Raw genomic sequence first — 15,905 nt, 5'->3', positions numbered from 1 at the left:
TTATGCAGCAGGATAGTTTAATAAGTTGTTGTATAGATATATAGTGCATGTTAGTATAAAAAAGAACGTATGTTCTTTTTGTGATTAATTATAACTTTTAGTTTGTTAAACAAAACTTTAAAAGGGGTGTTTTTTATGATTTTAGGAATTTATCCTTATTTAGTTATGAACGGTAATGGACAAGAAGCTGTTAAATTTTATGAGAATGCACTGGGTGCAAAAGTTGTTGGAGTTCAAACTTTCGGAGACATGCCTGAAAACCCTGAATTTTCTGTTCCTGCTGAAGCAAAAGATCGTGTATTGAATGCGCATTTGAAAATTGGAAATAATGATTTGATGCTTTCTGATACATTCCCAGGTCAACCATACCAAATTGGATCACAAGTGACAGTATCCATTACAATAGACAATGTAGAGAAATCAGAAGAAGTGTTCGGAAAACTAAAAGAGGGTGGTCAGGTAAATATGCCACTTCAAGAAACTTTTTGGAGTCCATCATATGGACAAGTAACAGACAAATTCGGTGTAACTTGGCAAATCTCAACACAAGTTGCTGATAACAAGTAATATATGAAAAGTTTTTTGCGCAGCTAAATTAAATACTTTATTGAAATAAGGGCTGCATCATTTCAATAAGGTCCACTGAAATTGTATTTTAAAGTAACCTAAACCTGTATAAATGAAGTTTTTATACAGGTTTTTTTGTTTAAAAAAGAAAGGAGTCTTCACAGTGACTAATACAAAATCGTTATTTGAAACTGTTACATTAGGCAATATAACATTAGATAACCGGATAGGGGTTGCCCCAATGGCGCGTATAAGTGCAAGTTTTGAAGGAGTGGCAACCGAGCAGATGGTATCCTATTACACATCATTTGCTCGTGGAGGATTTGGACTCATTATTACGGAAGGAATGTATACTGATGACAAGTATAGTCAAGGGTATTTTAATAAGCCAGGTCTCATTGATGAGGAACAAACACAAGCGTGGAAGAAAGTAGTAGATTCTGTCCATCAAGCAGGTGCTAAAATGTTTGCCCAAATAATGCATGCGGGAGCCCTTTCGCAAGGAAATCGTTTTGTTCAAGAAACAATTGGTCCTTCCGCCGTTCAGCCAAAAGGAAAACAAATGGAAGCCTATATAGGGAAAGGCCTGTACCCAACTCCAAGAGAAGCAACAAAAGAAGAAATCACAGAAGTGATCAACGGGTTTGTTAACACGGCTAAACGTGCAAAAACTGCTGGGTTTGATGGAGTTGAAATTCATGGGGCCAATGGTTACATACTTGATCAGTTTCTTACTGATTATAGCAATAAACGTTCAGATGAATACGGTGGTTCTACTGAAAACCGAGTCCGGTTATTAGTTGAAGTTTCGAAGGCGGTTCGAGAGGCTGTTGGCCAAGATTTTACTATTGGTATTCGGATTTCACAAGGAAAGGTGAATGATTATAACCACAAGTGGAAAGGAAAAGAAAGAGATGCTGAAATCATCTTTGGTCAGTTAGGGCGCGCAGGTCTTGACTTTATTCATGTTACGGAGTACGAAGCATGGCAACCTGCATTTCCAACAGACGAATCCATCAGTGCAGCTAATTCAGCCTTGGACAACGGCGGGGCATCGCTTGCGGCTCTTGCAAAAAAGTATGGGGGAGTTTCTGTGATAGCCAACGGGCATTTAGAGGATCCTGTTAAGGCGAGAGAAATTGTTGAAAAAGAGGAAGCCGATTTGATTACCTTAGGTAAAGGAGCTCTTGCTAATCATGATTGGGTTAATAGAGTCAAAAAGGGGGAGCCATTAGTAGAGTTTGATCAAGAAAAAGTGTTAAGCCCAGATGCTAAAATTAAAGATTTTGAAGTTTAAAACTTTTGATCTAACAAGTGCTTTGATTTAGAAATAATCATAATAACATTAGAGTTAATCTTAATGAGCTTTGTTATCTACGCTGCTCTACAAGTAACAAAGGATATAGACTTTACAGGAATATTATAAAATACCAAGCCTCACGATTATATAGGGTGGCTTGGTATTCTTTTAGATAACTAGTTTTGTTCTACAAGTTTTCTTTTGAAGATGAATAATACTTTTTATTTAATTCTTTCTTTGTTCCGAGGATTTGTTTTATGTTAACCAGTTCCTATGAGGTGATTATTTTTTTGTAATATTTTGATATTTTTTGTAGAAAGGGTTTTCATTTTGTATGATATTGTTCATAATGTCTTTGAGTGTTCCTTGTACATGAGTGAGGACATGTACGAGGGACCATTTTTAATGGGGGAGGAATAGTTCATGTGGGTGATTACGGTTCATTCAAGGAAGAACACGAAAATGTTTGAATTTAACACAGAGAAGGAAGCAAGGGAAGCTTTTAAAGACATCGAAGGAAATAAGATTCTTACCGAGGTTATCTATTTTAATAGTCCTTATCTTGCTTCATCTACGGTTTAAGTGAGATCTTTTTTAACCGTGAGAGTGTCCGTAAAAAACAGGGTAAACGTAACAAAGTAGTTATGTGAAAAAGATTGTTTATGTTAACTAATTTATCGGGAATTACTTTTAATAAGAGAATCCTTTGCTTATCGTTAGTGAAGGGTTCTCTTATTTATACGAATAGGGGAATACATGAATAGTTTGTCCAAATTTATAGATTCATATACATATATAGTTTAAAAAGTTCTCCTGAGTGGTTTTGTGTCTCATAATCAAGGTTGTAGGAACTAAGATATTTATTGATTAAAAAGGTTGTATCGGGAAAATCATGTTTTATAAATCTTGAATTCATAAGGAATTACTTTTATTAATCCCCACACTTATATCTTCTGTATTAGTTAATTAATTGCTTAGTATATAATTGTACACATTTTTAACTGTACTAAAGTTATAGAAGGATTCATATTATTGACGCTAGAATAACTTTATTGAAATACACTATAAATATCGGAATTAATAAAGGAGAGTTCATATGCCAAAAATTGAAGAAAATCAGTTGTTTACGGTAATTATTGAATGGGAAGTTAATCCAAAATATCAGCAAGACTTAATTAATGGTCTTACAAATCAAATTGAAACATATTTTAAGGATTACGATGGGTTTATTTCATCAAGTTTCCATGCTAGTGAAGACGGTAAGCGAGTTATTAACTATGCCCAGTGGATATCGGAAGAAGCTTGGTCTAATTCATTTCAAGCTTCAGGGCGTGATGAAGTCCAAACTACTAATGATGAAATTATTAATCGCTGTGAAGCTAAAACATTAAAACTTAACAGTTATCGTGTTGCTAGAGTAATAGAAAATATATGAAGTAATAATTACTTAATTAGAATAACTACCGAGAATGGATTTTATGGTAACTAATTAATGTTAAATTTCTTGTAGTAAAAAACCTTTGCTAAGGATGAGCAAAGGTTTTTTGAATATATGATTATAGGGGAATACGTTAATAGTTTGTCAAGTGTCTTAGATTGCCCTACATATATAGAATCCCTGAACTTTTATAGCTAATTAGTATCATACTCAGGAGCTTTATGATAATTCTTTTATATACCAAGCGTCGCAGGCATTATGTTCTGATTCCTCTAGTGGTTTTTCGAGTTGTCGGAAATCAAATTTAATATAAAGGAAATTAGCTGCTTGGAGTTCCTTAAATGTCTCTAGGTAACAGCATGTATAGTGTTCCTTTGCGAAGACGAGCGCTACTTTCATCAATTCTTTCGACAGACCTTTTCCTTGAGCTTCGGGTGAAATATAGAGCTTTTGCAGCTCACAGATCCCTTTTTTTTGTCCAAATGGTGCAATTCCAACACCACCTATCACTTCATCTTGATCATTCACTGCAACCCAATATTTCGCATTTGGTTGTTTCTGATAATATTGTGATAAACTGCTCAGCTGGGGATCAAAATAGGCTGTTCCTGGGATGTTCAAGTCAAATGATTCCAAAGAACGTTTAATGATTTGCTCCATTCTTTGATTATCCTTTTCTTTCATTTCACGAATTTGCATGTTTTTATCCTCACATTTAATTAGTTTAATGGTTAGATTCTATTTTTAAAAAAAATGGATGATAACCATGCTCTACTCATAATGCATGAAATCATAGCAATAGATCAGCCATTTGAGTAGTTATCCATGTATCAAATAGCTAACCTGAATCAATAATGGAACTTAATCCAACCATTGTTAAAGCAAAAGTGCCCATCCTTTCCTTTAAAGGATAGATATCTCTACCACCTCTCTCAGCTAATCTCTCCTTCATTTAATATTTGAGGATGGTTGTTTATGATAAAATTTATAATATGAAAAAAGTTTTAAAGACTAATTTGTGCACTTTAGTATACAATATATCTCTATGGTGAACAATAGTTGTGGAGGGTTTATGGATAATCTAATTAACATAATTGGCAATAATTTAGGGAAAATACGTAAGGAGAAGGGGTATTCTCTTGCTCAAATAGCTCAACTTACTGGAGTAAGTAAGAGCATGCTTGCTCAAATTGAAAAAGGGAAAAAAACGCCTACCGTAACTACCCTTTGGAAAATAGCTAACGGTCTAAACGTCTCTCTCTCTTTGCTAATGATGGAACCACAGCCATCTGTACAAATAATGAAAGTAGACAACTCTCCCTATTTAATTGAAGATGATGGAAAGTATATGACTTGTCCATTTATACCTTTTGATGAAGAAACAAAATTTGAGGTTTATAAAATGGATTTAAAACCTGGGGGCATACATAGGTCTAACCCGCATTCTAAAGGGATTAAAGAGTATGTTTTTGTTTCTACTGGAAATATAGAAATTGAAATAGAAGATAAAGTCTACAAAGCTTCTGGTGGAGAAGCCGTAGTTTTTCCTGGAGATGTATATCATACCTACAAGAATGTAGGGGAAAACACAGTATCTACGTTCGTCTTATTGTTTTATCACAATCGATAAAATGAATTTAAGAATTGGCTGAATTCACATTAAGATTACTTGATTATGCAAAAGACCGGGTATAACAAGTGATGGTAAGTTTAGGGATCCTTATAAAATTTATAAGAGTTTTTTTAGTACGTAGAGAGAAAGGATAGGGAAGTTGAGCTATTTGTAAAAGGATATCGAAAAGAAAAGCCCAAACGCATTGTTTCTCAATGCGTTTAGGCTCTTTTACTTGTTTGAATATAGAATATCTTATACATGCTTTTTTGAAGGGAATATTTATAATAACATCGTTATAGGAAGGATTTTGTACTATCTTGATAGTTATTACACTATCTAATTAGTTTGCATATCTTTTATGCTGAGTACATATTTTGTTGGGGAACTTTATTGATCACAATCCAGCGATTATAAAGATCAATTAAAAATCCTATTCCGAACATAAATAGGAAGGTGCTTATACCCAAACCAGTTATATGATGTTGAAAAAGAATAATCAGAATGCTAATAGATAATGGTATCGACGTACAAATCATTGTTCCGACTGTATAGTTGTTCATTCGCTTTCCAAATGCTTTTAACAAATAGTCAGACGGTAAGTATATTGAGCCTGATTGAAAATAAATGCATACAGCGACTGCCATAAGGTTGAGTCCTATTAATGAATATAAACCACGGATCCATAGATTCTCCGGTACGTATATAATGTGATGTACGTACACAAACAAATCAATAAACATTCCAAAGACGAAGGTGAGGGCCATGCTTTTAATAATCCTAACAAGGGTGAATTTTGTTTTTATTAAATAACTAAGTATAAACGAAAAGAAATTTAAAATAATAATGCAAGCACCAGTGGATAACGGTAATATGAATGCAAGGTTTTGCCCGGCAGCTGCCCATGGGGAGCTGCCTAGGTTGGAAATGATCATAAAGCTATTTCCTAAAGCATTTAACATAATGGAACAAATAAACCATAATAAGTTTACAGGAATATTTCTCATCATGACCTCCAATTTTCAAGCTATTTTTTGTTTATCATAAAAAATTTTATCCTTATGCTGCAAAGGGACAATTGAAGTAATTATACTTTCCATCAAGAATCTAATCATTGGGCACTATGTAAAAAAAAGAAAATATCTTTTTGCGATGTGAGCTATAGATTCTAGAATTTTATACGATTTTTCGTAAAAAGGAAACCCTTAATAGATAAAAAATATTAAAAAGAACTCTTTTAGAAAGAAGGCTTCTTTTTACGTGATTTCCGATCATTCACATTATGTAAAGCAGTTACTTATATTGTAAAACGTTACTTTGTGGTAAAATTTAGTTAGAAAGAGGTGTCGTGTATGCAAAAAAAACAAGGTATTACTATACTTTTGTTAATGTTAGGGTTAGCCTCTATTTCTTTAGGCATGGCCTTACAAAATGTGTTTGAGTATTCTCCTATTGTAGGCTGGTTTCTAGGAACATTTATATTTATAGTTAATTCTTTTTACATAGGAAAGAATTTGAGAAATAAAGGTATTACTAATGTTAAGTAATCTATGGTTAATGTTTTAAGACGCTTGAATCATTTGATTCAAGCGTTTTTTTGCCAATAATTTATTTTATGTCAACAGGAAGGCGCATCACAATATGGAGCTTTGTTACAGAAAAATTTGCATCAATATATCGCTTTAGATTACAAAAGCGGTCTCACAAATTCATCTATCGTTTGTCTATGGTAAAGATACATGGAGAATAGACCGTTGGAGAGCTCTGCAAATCATTTCTAATTGCGATGAATGCACCACTCTCAGAAGAGATTAGATTGTTTAGTATTTTAGAACAGAGATATAGTATATGTATCAGCTAAAAGAGAATGAGGGTAAAGGTTATTGAAATCGACCAAAATTACTCAATAACTTATCACTTTTGCTAAAAGTCTCGCTGTTTCCTCTAAAAAAAACCCTTACTCAACCTAATTTTTTAAGTTTGCAAAAGATTTATTTAGAATATATCTTTAAATACTCAGAGTTTTCATATAGAATAACTCTAAATGACAGAAAATCTAACATAGTATTTATAAAAGAGGTAGAAAGGACAGCAGGAGATTATGATGGAAAAGAAACTTGAAAAGAATGTAAGTAATGGGGTAAGTATAGGGGTAAACACATACTTAAGAAAAATGAAGGGAGAGGGTAGAGGAAAAATTAAAATTAACTATAGGGATTCTATTGTTTCAGCTACAGGTGTACTTATCGCTATTATTATCATTAGTTTTATGACTCTTCATTTAGGCTACCCTATGGCAATAGCACCTTTAGGAGCCAGCTGTATACTCATATTTGAGGCTCATAAAGGTGCATGGTCTCAACCACGAAATGTGATAGGAGGACACTTACTTTCTACTACTTCTGCCCTTATTATTTGGAGTTTACTAGGTAAAAGTTTGTTCTCTATAGGCATAGTATTAGCTATTGTGTTAATCTTAATGGCTCTTACTAACACTCTTCATCCTCCTGCAGCAGCTAGCGCACTTGTTGTAGTGAACAATCAAACAGGGTGGGGATTTCTAGTTCCTATTTTCTTAGGAGTTCTACTATTGATTTTCATTTCAATATTTTACAATAATCTATTTTCCAAACGACAATATCCTCAACACTGGTTATAAAACGCTAAGTAGGAAGTAGAATAAGAGATTAGTTTTCAATACAGAGGGATAAAGCCAAAAGGATAGGATAAACCATATCCCCCATTTTCCCGATTCGTAGATGATCTTTAATAAGAATTACAATTCAATAAAAATCCTTTTTACATAATTAAGGGATGTATAATCACATAGTGATAAATCTATTCATCTAAAGGAAAATTCCCTACATCCTAGATAGTGAGGAGTTTTCTTTTAGGTTACTAATGTTGATTAAGAAGGAATAGGATATACATTTCAAAAATATAACATTTAAATAACTCTTTACTTTGTAACCGCTTTCAGTTATGCTGAGAGTAGGCAGGATGGCATGAGTGGCTGTCACAGTATTTAGCGTAGGTGGGGCTGATACAAGGGAACAGGACATATAAGGAATGTCCTTTTTTATTTGAATAAAGGTGGTTTATTCCATTATTCAAATAAAGATTGAGTGCTATTAGGATCGAAACGACTGTTTAAATAGTTAAAATGACTTTTTACATAAAAATAGCGCCCAATTAATTGGGCGCTATTTTTATGTAAAGAGATCCATACGCAAAATTCATAAATTAATCTTTGTATAACTGATAGATTCTTTTTAATTTTTGTTCCAACTGTTCAAAATGAACGAAACGAGCTTCTCTTATAAATTCAGTTCCTTCAATAAACAAAAGAAGTACTGGAACGGTAAAAACTGAAAATTTGCCAGCAATCTCTTCTACATTGTTAGCGTTTATATAACCCAATTTGATACTTGGAAACTGTTCTAACAATACTCTTAGTTGTGGTAGAACAGCGTGACATACTACGCATTCCGGTTTTGAGATATATAAGAAACTTAACTTGTGATTATTTATAAAAGTACCTATTGAATCCAATGAAATTAATTCTGTCACTTCTTTCATCCAATTCCTCCTTAGAATTAGAATGTATCTGACTTGAAATATAATAGATCCACCTTGTTCATGTCTATAAATCTGCTTTATATTTTATAAAAGGTGAACAGCGATTTTTTAACGACTGAACAAGTTTCCTACCAAACAGTTAATATATGGACTAACTCAAAACCTATCGTTATTTGAGATTTATCCTTTTCACTTCCTGAAATTCACGTTATGTAAATTGATGTTATCAGCACATATTGGTAATTTTTTATTCTTAGCATATTTTAAAAATTCTATCAATATACAGTTTCTATTACTATATAGATTATTTCTATAATTCACACCTTGAAACTAAAACTATAATAAAGAAAATAGTTTCACTTATTAGAAATACAAGGTTCAAAATAACATAAAAGTGGTGAATATAGTGAAGAAAGTAGTAGGAATTATGGGTGGAATGGGTCCATTAGCAACGGTTGACTTAATGCAAAAAATAATCTCGCTTACCCCTGCTGAGAAAGACCAAGATCATCTCCACCTTATAACGGATAATTTCCCTCAAATACCAGATCGAACAACAGCTATTTTAGGAAAAGGAACAGATCCAATTCCTTTTATGATTGAGTCTGCACACCGTTTAGAATCTGCAGGAGCAGACTTTCTTGTAGTAGCGTGCAACACAGCTCATTTCTTTGTTAAATCAGTAGAAAATGCTGTTAGTATCCCTATTTTGCATATGCCATTAGAGACGGCTAAGTTTTTAAAGAAACGTCATTTTAAAAAAGTAGGATTATTAGCTACGGATGGAACCATCAATACAAAACTGTACCAACATAGTTGCTATCATTATAAAATAGAAGTTATTGAACCAACTATACGAAGGCAAAGGGAAGTAATGGAGGGGATCTATGCCATTAAAAGAGGAAATTTAGAACAGGGTAGTTCTTACCTTTCAAAAGTTGCGAGAAGCTTAATTGAAGAAGGAGCAGAAGCAATTATAGCAGGATGCACGGAAATTCCTTTAGTTCTTAAATCATCTTCAGCTTTTGTAGTTATTGATCCAACAGAGATTTTAGCTCGAGTTGTAATCAAAAATGCCAATGATCTGATAAAGTGTTGATGGAGGTTAATATTAGGAATAGACATTCATTATAATAAAATAGATCCACCCATTATGTATAAATAAGGAGCACTTAGAAAATGAATATTGAAAACATTGAAGCTTTCCTATATGTTTGTCAACTAGGTAGTTTCAACAAAGCAGCAGAAGCTCTTTATTTAACTCAGCCTTCTGTTACAGCTCGTATCCAGTCATTAGAACGGGAGATGAATATAAAACTTTTTAATAGAGCCGGAAATAAAACATCATTAACGGAAAAAGGGGAGTATTTCTTACCTCATGCTCAGAAAATTCTTCAATCTTATCAAGAAGCAACATATGGGTTGCAACAAGTCTTTATTCCTTATGAGTTAGTGATTGGGAGTGCCTTATCAATTTCAAACAATGTATTGCCAAATATCCTACCAGCTTTCAAATCTGAATTTAAGGATGTTAGAATAAAACTCTTAACAGGGCATTCTAAAGATATTCTACGTAAGGTCATTAACAAAGAAGTTGACTTCGGAATTATAAGAACGGAGGCTCATTCTCAAATTGAATCTATTCGTCTTTATAATGACCCCATAGGCCTTTTTGTTCCACCGAATCATCCATTTTTAAAAAAAGAAAAAGTAACAATAGAAGACGTAGGAGATCACCCCCTTATCTTATTTGATTACGGCTCTATGGATTGGCTTTTTATTCATAGATTATTCTTAAGCAAAGGAATAAATCCTAATATATATTTAGAAGTAGATAATATGGAAACTGCCAAAAATCTAGTACTACAAGGATTAGGTATTAGTTTCTTGCCTGCGCATTGTGTGCAAAAAGAGATCGAACATAATAAATTATTCAGAGTAGAAATGGCTCCAGATATAAAGACTAATATTAGTATTGATTTTATATATCTAAAAGGAAAATCAGAGTCTGTATTTATGGATTTTTTTAAGAAGAAAATGTTTGAATAACAATAAATCGGTTGACTATCAACCGGTTTATTGTTATTTTACACTCATAAAGAAAGCCTTTGCTCATGCTGAGCAAAGATTTTACATAACTGATCCTTTAATATAATTACTCTTCAATGAACGAGCTTCTGCCGCTTTACTTTAAGAGTTTTGGAGTAAGAGCTTTATTCAATTTATCAGAAAAAAATTAAGAAACTTAGATTTTATTTTCACATAGGGAATTATTTCAATGGTATAATTATGTGATAAACTTAGTGAGGTGAACAATATGAAACTTACTACAGATCAAACAAAGGGAGAAAAAAAAGTGCCAGTATATTCAAGAACAAATCCATTTCAAGCAAAGGTGCTCAAAAATATTAATTTAAATCATGAGGGATCTAATAAAGAAACAAGACATATTGAATTATCTTTAAAAGATTCAGGATTTTCTTACGTTCCAGGTGATGCTTTAGGTATTGTACCTGAAAATGATCAAGAATTAGTAGCTGAACTTCTGACAGAAATGCAATGGGATGGAGAGCAAGTTGTAACAATTAATAAGAAAGGTGATACACTTCCACTGAAGGAAGCGTTGACAACTTATTTCGAAATTACGTTACTAACAAAGAAGATTTTACAACAAGCAGCACAGTTTACAGAAAGCGAAGAGCTAAAAACGCTTTTAGATGCTGAAGATGTAAGTAAAGTAAAGGAATATATTTATGGACGCGATTTACTTGATATGTTACGTGACTTTGGTCCGTGGAAGGCTTCTGCCCAAGAAATCGTATCTCTTTTAAGAAAAATTCCACCACGCCTTTATTCAATTGCAAGCAGTTTAGCTGCAAATCCGGATGAAGTACATTTAACAATTGGTGTTGTACGTTATACATCTTATGACAGGGACCGAAAAGGAGTTTGTTCGGTTCAATGCGCAGAACGTGCAGAAGCAGGTGATACACTTCCAATCTTTATTCAACCAAATAAACATTTTCATCTGCCGGAATCAGAAGAAACAAATATTATTATGGTTGGTCCAGGAACTGGGATTGCACCATTCCGTTCATTTATTGAGGAACGTGCAGTAAATAAAGGTAATGGGAAGTCGTGGTTATTCTTTGGTGATCAGTATTCAGCAACAGATTTCCTTTATCAAGACGAGTTAGAGAAGTATCAAGAAGAGGGCGTACTTACAAAGTTAGACACGGCGTTCTCGCGTGATACAGAACAAAAGGTATATGTACAGCATAAAATGCTTGAAAACAGCAAGGAATTGTATCAATGGCTACAAGATGGAGCTTATTTCTATGTTTGTGGAGATAAGGAATATATGGCAAAAGACGTTCACGAAGCATTGATTTCCATTATCGAAAAAGAAGGAAACATGAGTCGTGAAGAAGCCGAAGAACAGCTAGCAGCTATGAAAAAAGAAAAACGTTATCAGCGTGATGTATATTAAGATAGATTAGATAAAAAGAACAACCCCATTTCATCTTAGGTATGTGTAAAGGGGTTGTTCTTTTTATTTCGTTTTATTAATAAGCTCTATGTATTGTGAATCTCCATATCCTATTGTTGGGAAAAGATTAAATAACCTATTTATTAATTCTGGTGTTGGTAAATCTTTATTTTTAGAAATATACTTTGCTACTGCATTATTTTCTTTCAGCATATCTAAATATATATCTATTGCCTGATACATGACTGGAAGTAGTTCATTTGATGGTTTTTTATGATTTACCAATACTTCGTTGTATACAGAATAATAATTACCTAGTTCAAGTTCAGTTTGGCTTACTTTAAATTCATCTTCTCTAAAGCTATTTAAGAACACTTTGCCATCATACCCGGATTGTTCAAGATAGGAAAGTAATGTAAGTGGGTTCATTTGACAAAACATGTCTTCACCAAACCATAAAACAATACATGTATACTCTTTATTAAAAAGATTGTCTAATGGGTTGATAACCTTTTTAATATACTTTTCTACTAGTTCATGATGTCCCGATGCTCGTGTTTTTTATAAACTCTTCATTAAAAACATGTTTAGTAGTCGCGTTTACACACATCGCTTCATTAAATGGAACGTAATCAGCATCTCCCATTAGTTTTTTATCTTTAAACTCTTCATACATAACCTGCCCATTCAATATGTTGAGTACATCTTTGTCAAAAAACTCACTCTTCTCATTTTGTAATTGTTCAATCTCCATTTTTCTAGAAATATTCATTTTACACCTTTCCTTGTCTTTATTTATAGTAAGTTTAACAAATGATTGAACAGGCATCTTGTTAACTTGAAATTCTCTTGGATTTACACCAAAAACGGTTTTAAAAGCCCTACTATATGCTTCTTGTGAAGAATAATCATAATCAAAGGCAATATCAATGATCTTTCTATCCTTTACCAAATCTACTATAGATAAATACAATCTTCTAAGAAGAATATAACGTCTAATACTTATACCTGTGACTTGATGGAACTTAAAAGAACAATAATTAAGGAGAATAACCGATATAATGAGATAATTCATCTAGCGAAAATTCATTTTTTAATTTGTCTTCAATCCAATCAATCATAAGCTGTATATGTTCATTCATTTATCTCACTCCTCAAGAAAATTATAAGAAGTATCAAGTTCTTCCTTTTGATATTTGGTGTGATTTATAAAATTTAAAATGGTACAAAGCTTGAAACACAAAGTTTTTCTCAAGATTTTGTTCTTCCATTAGTTTCTCAATAAATTATTTTTCTGTTCTAAATCATCTAAAGGTATCTAGTTGATCGATGAAAAAGTCTTCTTGATCTTTATGAAATCCTTTCATTATTTGATTATTTCACATTACAACACGTCCGTAAAAGTATTGAAAATAGGAAAGTAGGAGAAGATAGATGAATGACTAGATAAGATATACAAGCGTGCAGGTTAAATCATTGGGTAAAGGGGGGAGTTCCTAGGCAGTGGAGAAAGCCAAAATTAGCGTTATTCAGCTATTTGCCTTGATGTTTATATTTGAGATGGGGACTGCAGTTGTCACAAGTTATGGAATAAATGCGAAAAAAGATGTCTGGCTGGCCATTCTTTTAGGAATGTTTGTAGGAATAGTCTTTTTTTTCGTTTATTACTTTTTATTTCGACAATATCCCAACTTACCTCTTACTGGACATACTAGAAAAATATTCGGTAAATACCTAGGGTGGATTGTTGGCTTGTTATACGTTCTCTACTTTTTGTATAATGCTGCCGATAATATCCGTAGTTTCGGGGATTTGCTGCTTTCATCGATATTACCGCAAACCCCATTACTAGCCATCATTATCCTATTCGTTCTCACCATGTGTTATGTACTTTATCTAGGGATTGAAGTAGTAGGGAGAACAGCGGAAGTATTTATTGTCATATTAGTTTTATTTGGGGTAACTGGAAATTTTCTTGCTCTTATTTCAGGCGATATTGACTTAGATAAAGTCCAGCCTTTTCTGGAAAACGGCTGGACACCCATCTTAACGACGGCCCTTCTGGAGACTAGCAATTTTCCTTTTAATCAATTGATTGTCTTTATGACGTTACTTCCTTATTTAAATCGCCCTAGATTAATAAAAAAAGTATGGTTGTCTGCCTTGATTTCAGGCGGGCTTATCTTATCTTGGACAGCAAGTTTAAATATCGCTATCATTGGTGTTGAAGAAGTAAAGAAATCTACTTTTCCTTTGTTGTTAACCGTTGGAAAGATTAATCTTCTTGAATTTATCCAACGCCTAGATGTGATTGTTGTATTTACTTTGTTGATTACGGTGTTTTTCAAAGCATCCATCTTCTTCTATGGTGCCCTAATTGGAATCGTAGATTTGTTCAAATTAAAAAATCATCAGCAGATTATTTTACCCGTTGCTTTTATTATCATCTTTTTGTCAATGGCTATGGCCTCCAGTTATTCAGAACACACAGAGGAAGGTATCTATTTCACCCGTTATATTATTGTTTATTTCCATGTTATTATTCCATTGCTAATGCTGCTTGTTACCCTAATTCGTAACCGTTTCAAGAAGAAAGATCGATTAAAATCAAATGGAACATAATAACCTCTATGTTATATTCCAAAGCCTTCGTGTTTAAACGAAGGCAAAGACTTTTTGATGGTCAGGAATAAATGATAAAAAGGATTTCCAACTGGGAATCCTTTTTTCTTCGCATAAAGTAGATTATATGAACGGAAGATGCCTATTTTATGTATTAAAAATGGGGAGTTAAACGCTACTTCCCTTTTGTATTAGAAAAGAGGGCCGTGATAAGAAAGACGATGCCGTTCACAAAAAGAAGGAGGCCATAAGCGACCCCTGCTGCACCAGCACCAAAAGGATTGTTAGTGTAATACACAATAATAAGAATACTCATTGTAGTGGCTATAGGAGCCCATAGTAAGGATACCACTACACCACCTGAGACTATCCATCTTTTTTGATCCTTCAAAGAAACCTTGATTACAATGAAATTTACCATCATCCATCCTACGATTAGGCTTATTATAGATAAGAAATCAAAAATATTTTATTCCTCCTTTCCCAATGAATATTAGAAAGAAAAATTTTATATAAGTTAGACGGATAGGGATTGAAAAAAGTTCGTAAAGTTATAAAAATGAACCTATAAAATCCCAGTGGAGGTAGTATAGTAAATAATACAAGTAAAAGTTAACTGGATCTGTGTATTATAAAGATAAAATTCATTGATGTTTTGAAATCATCCAATTCTTAATTATTAAAGAGAATAGTGAAATGATATATGAAAGAAAAAGGGAGAGCGTATGAAATTTAATTATGATTTAAGTGGTCATGGTTGGGCCAATGGGTTTATTGAAATTAACTCTAAAAGGTTTGAGTTTAGTCCAAGTTATGTAACAGATGCTTTTGGAGATGTATTACGCAGTCTCGTTTCCTTACTAACACATGAAGAGGAATTAGAAACGTTTATTTGGGATGAAGAACCACGCGGAGTGGAATGGACTTTTGTTCGTAAAAACAATGATACGTTATCTATCAAAATCACTATATATGAAGAAGTTGAAGATGCTTATGACAGGAGTAAGCAAAAGGGAGAAGCCTTGATAGATATCGATTGTCTTTTTATAGATTTTATTAAGGAAGTAGTAAGGGAAGCTGATCAATTACTAATTACTAATGGCATCTTAGGTTACCGCAATTTATGGGGTATGCACGAATTCCCATTAAGCAGTTATTTACAACTAAAAGATTTTTTGAAAAGTAAAGAGATAATAACAATAGATGAAAAAAGTAACTTAAGAGAGGAGCTTCATATTCTTCATGCTTTGGTAGAAGAATAGGTTCTTATAATGAACATTTCAATTATTTAAAATAA

Annotated in this window: 16 protein-coding genes and 1 pseudogene; 12 read left to right on the top strand and 5 right to left on the bottom strand. The window is 33.0% G+C overall.

Annotated elements, in window-relative coordinates; genetic code table 11:
* Positions 1-135: 135 nt before the first annotated feature.
* The 4 genes from ACK3CR_RS03140 to ACK3CR_RS03125 all read left to right on the top strand — a co-directional run bounded on the left by ACK3CR_RS03140 (position 136) and on the right by ACK3CR_RS03125 (position 3,302).
* Positions 136-567 carry a VOC family protein gene (locus ACK3CR_RS03140; RefSeq protein WP_243520176.1) on the top strand — a complete coding sequence of 144 codons (432 nt, stop codon included), beginning with the start codon at positions 136-138 and terminating at the stop codon, positions 565-567.
* A gap of 163 nt (positions 568-730) precedes the next feature.
* Positions 731-1,864, top strand: coding sequence for an NADH:flavin oxidoreductase (locus tag ACK3CR_RS03135; RefSeq protein WP_488974748.1), 1,134 nt, complete (start codon positions 731-733; stop codon positions 1,862-1,864).
* Between the two features lie 426 nt (positions 1,865-2,290).
* Positions 2,291-2,449, top strand: coding sequence for a hypothetical protein (locus tag ACK3CR_RS03130; protein ID WP_243520178.1), 159 nt, complete (start codon positions 2,291-2,293; stop codon positions 2,447-2,449).
* 514 nt (positions 2,450-2,963) lie between these two features.
* Complete coding sequence (locus ACK3CR_RS03125) at positions 2,964-3,302, top strand: antibiotic biosynthesis monooxygenase family protein (protein ID WP_243520179.1); 339 nt, start codon at positions 2,964-2,966, stop codon at positions 3,300-3,302.
* 222 nt (positions 3,303-3,524) lie between these two features.
* On the opposite strand, the gene ACK3CR_RS03120 is transcribed toward ACK3CR_RS03125, so the two are convergent.
* Positions 3,525-4,004 (bottom strand): GNAT family N-acetyltransferase, encoded by a 480-nt coding sequence (locus ACK3CR_RS03120; protein ID WP_243520180.1) that lies wholly within the window; start codon positions 4,002-4,004, stop codon positions 3,525-3,527.
* A 373-nt stretch (positions 4,005-4,377) separates the two neighbouring features.
* Between ACK3CR_RS03120 and ACK3CR_RS03115 the strand changes: the two genes are divergently transcribed.
* Complete coding sequence (locus tag ACK3CR_RS03115) at positions 4,378-4,935, top strand: helix-turn-helix domain-containing protein (RefSeq protein ID WP_488974747.1); 558 nt, start codon at positions 4,378-4,380, stop codon at positions 4,933-4,935.
* A 341-nt stretch (positions 4,936-5,276) separates the two neighbouring features.
* Here the strand turns inward: ACK3CR_RS03115 and ACK3CR_RS03110 are convergent, their stop codons facing one another.
* On the bottom strand, positions 5,277-5,927 hold the full coding sequence (locus ACK3CR_RS03110) for a DUF6198 family protein (protein WP_488974746.1): 651 nt from the start codon (positions 5,925-5,927) through the stop codon (positions 5,277-5,279).
* A 342-nt stretch (positions 5,928-6,269) separates the two neighbouring features.
* Here ACK3CR_RS03110 and ACK3CR_RS03105 point away from each other — a divergent pair, with 342 nt between their 5' ends.
* Both ACK3CR_RS03105 and ACK3CR_RS03100 read left to right on the top strand, forming a co-directional pair.
* Positions 6,270-6,464: a hypothetical protein gene (locus ACK3CR_RS03105; protein ID WP_243520183.1), complete on the top strand. Its 195-nt coding sequence runs from the start codon at positions 6,270-6,272 to the stop codon at positions 6,462-6,464.
* Between the two features lie 554 nt (positions 6,465-7,018).
* On the top strand, positions 7,019-7,576 hold the full coding sequence (locus tag ACK3CR_RS03100; protein WP_488974745.1) for an HPP family protein: 558 nt from the start codon (positions 7,019-7,021) through the stop codon (positions 7,574-7,576).
* A gap of 584 nt (positions 7,577-8,160) precedes the next feature.
* On the opposite strand, the gene ACK3CR_RS03095 is transcribed toward ACK3CR_RS03100, so the two are convergent.
* The gene (locus ACK3CR_RS03095; RefSeq protein WP_243520185.1) at positions 8,161-8,496 is read right to left on the bottom strand and encodes a thioredoxin family protein; all 336 of its coding nucleotides are present in this window, start codon (positions 8,494-8,496) and stop codon (positions 8,161-8,163) included.
* A gap of 406 nt (positions 8,497-8,902) precedes the next feature.
* Here ACK3CR_RS03095 and cuyB point away from each other — a divergent pair, with 406 nt between their 5' ends.
* The 3 genes from cuyB to ACK3CR_RS03080 all read left to right on the top strand — a co-directional run bounded on the left by cuyB (position 8,903) and on the right by ACK3CR_RS03080 (position 11,986).
* Positions 8,903-9,595 (top strand): cysteate racemase, encoded by a 693-nt coding sequence (gene cuyB / locus ACK3CR_RS03090; protein ID WP_243520186.1) that lies wholly within the window; start codon positions 8,903-8,905, stop codon positions 9,593-9,595.
* An 80-nt stretch (positions 9,596-9,675) separates the two neighbouring features.
* Positions 9,676-10,545, top strand: a complete 870-nt coding sequence (locus ACK3CR_RS03085; protein ID WP_488974744.1) for a LysR family transcriptional regulator — start codon at positions 9,676-9,678, stop codon at positions 10,543-10,545.
* Between the two features lie 268 nt (positions 10,546-10,813).
* Positions 10,814-11,986 carry a sulfite reductase subunit alpha gene (locus tag ACK3CR_RS03080; protein WP_488974743.1) on the top strand — a complete coding sequence of 391 codons (1,173 nt, stop codon included), beginning with the start codon at positions 10,814-10,816 and terminating at the stop codon, positions 11,984-11,986.
* Positions 11,987-12,049: 63 nt separating this feature from the next.
* Here ACK3CR_RS03080 and ACK3CR_RS03075 read toward each other — a convergent pair.
* Positions 12,050-13,128, bottom strand: a pseudogene (locus tag ACK3CR_RS03075) (helix-turn-helix domain-containing protein).
* A 361-nt stretch (positions 13,129-13,489) separates the two neighbouring features.
* Here ACK3CR_RS03075 and ACK3CR_RS03070 point away from each other — a divergent pair.
* The gene (locus ACK3CR_RS03070; protein WP_488974742.1) at positions 13,490-14,608 is read left to right on the top strand and encodes a GerAB/ArcD/ProY family transporter; all 1,119 of its coding nucleotides are present in this window, start codon (positions 13,490-13,492) and stop codon (positions 14,606-14,608) included.
* A gap of 175 nt (positions 14,609-14,783) precedes the next feature.
* On the opposite strand, the gene ACK3CR_RS03065 is transcribed toward ACK3CR_RS03070, so the two are convergent.
* On the bottom strand, positions 14,784-15,032 hold the full coding sequence (locus tag ACK3CR_RS03065; protein ID WP_488974741.1) for a hypothetical protein: 249 nt from the start codon (positions 15,030-15,032) through the stop codon (positions 14,784-14,786).
* Between the two features lie 301 nt (positions 15,033-15,333).
* On the opposite strand from ACK3CR_RS03065, the gene ACK3CR_RS03060 reads away from it, so the two are divergent.
* Positions 15,334-15,870, top strand: coding sequence for a hypothetical protein (locus ACK3CR_RS03060; protein WP_488974740.1), 537 nt, complete (start codon positions 15,334-15,336; stop codon positions 15,868-15,870).
* Positions 15,871-15,905 lie beyond the last annotated feature (35 nt).

It is taken from the genome of Priestia sp. TRM10 (assembly GCF_057808375.1).
The sequence above is the reverse complement of the archived record's forward strand: the minus strand, read 5'-3'. Positions and strand labels throughout refer to the sequence as shown.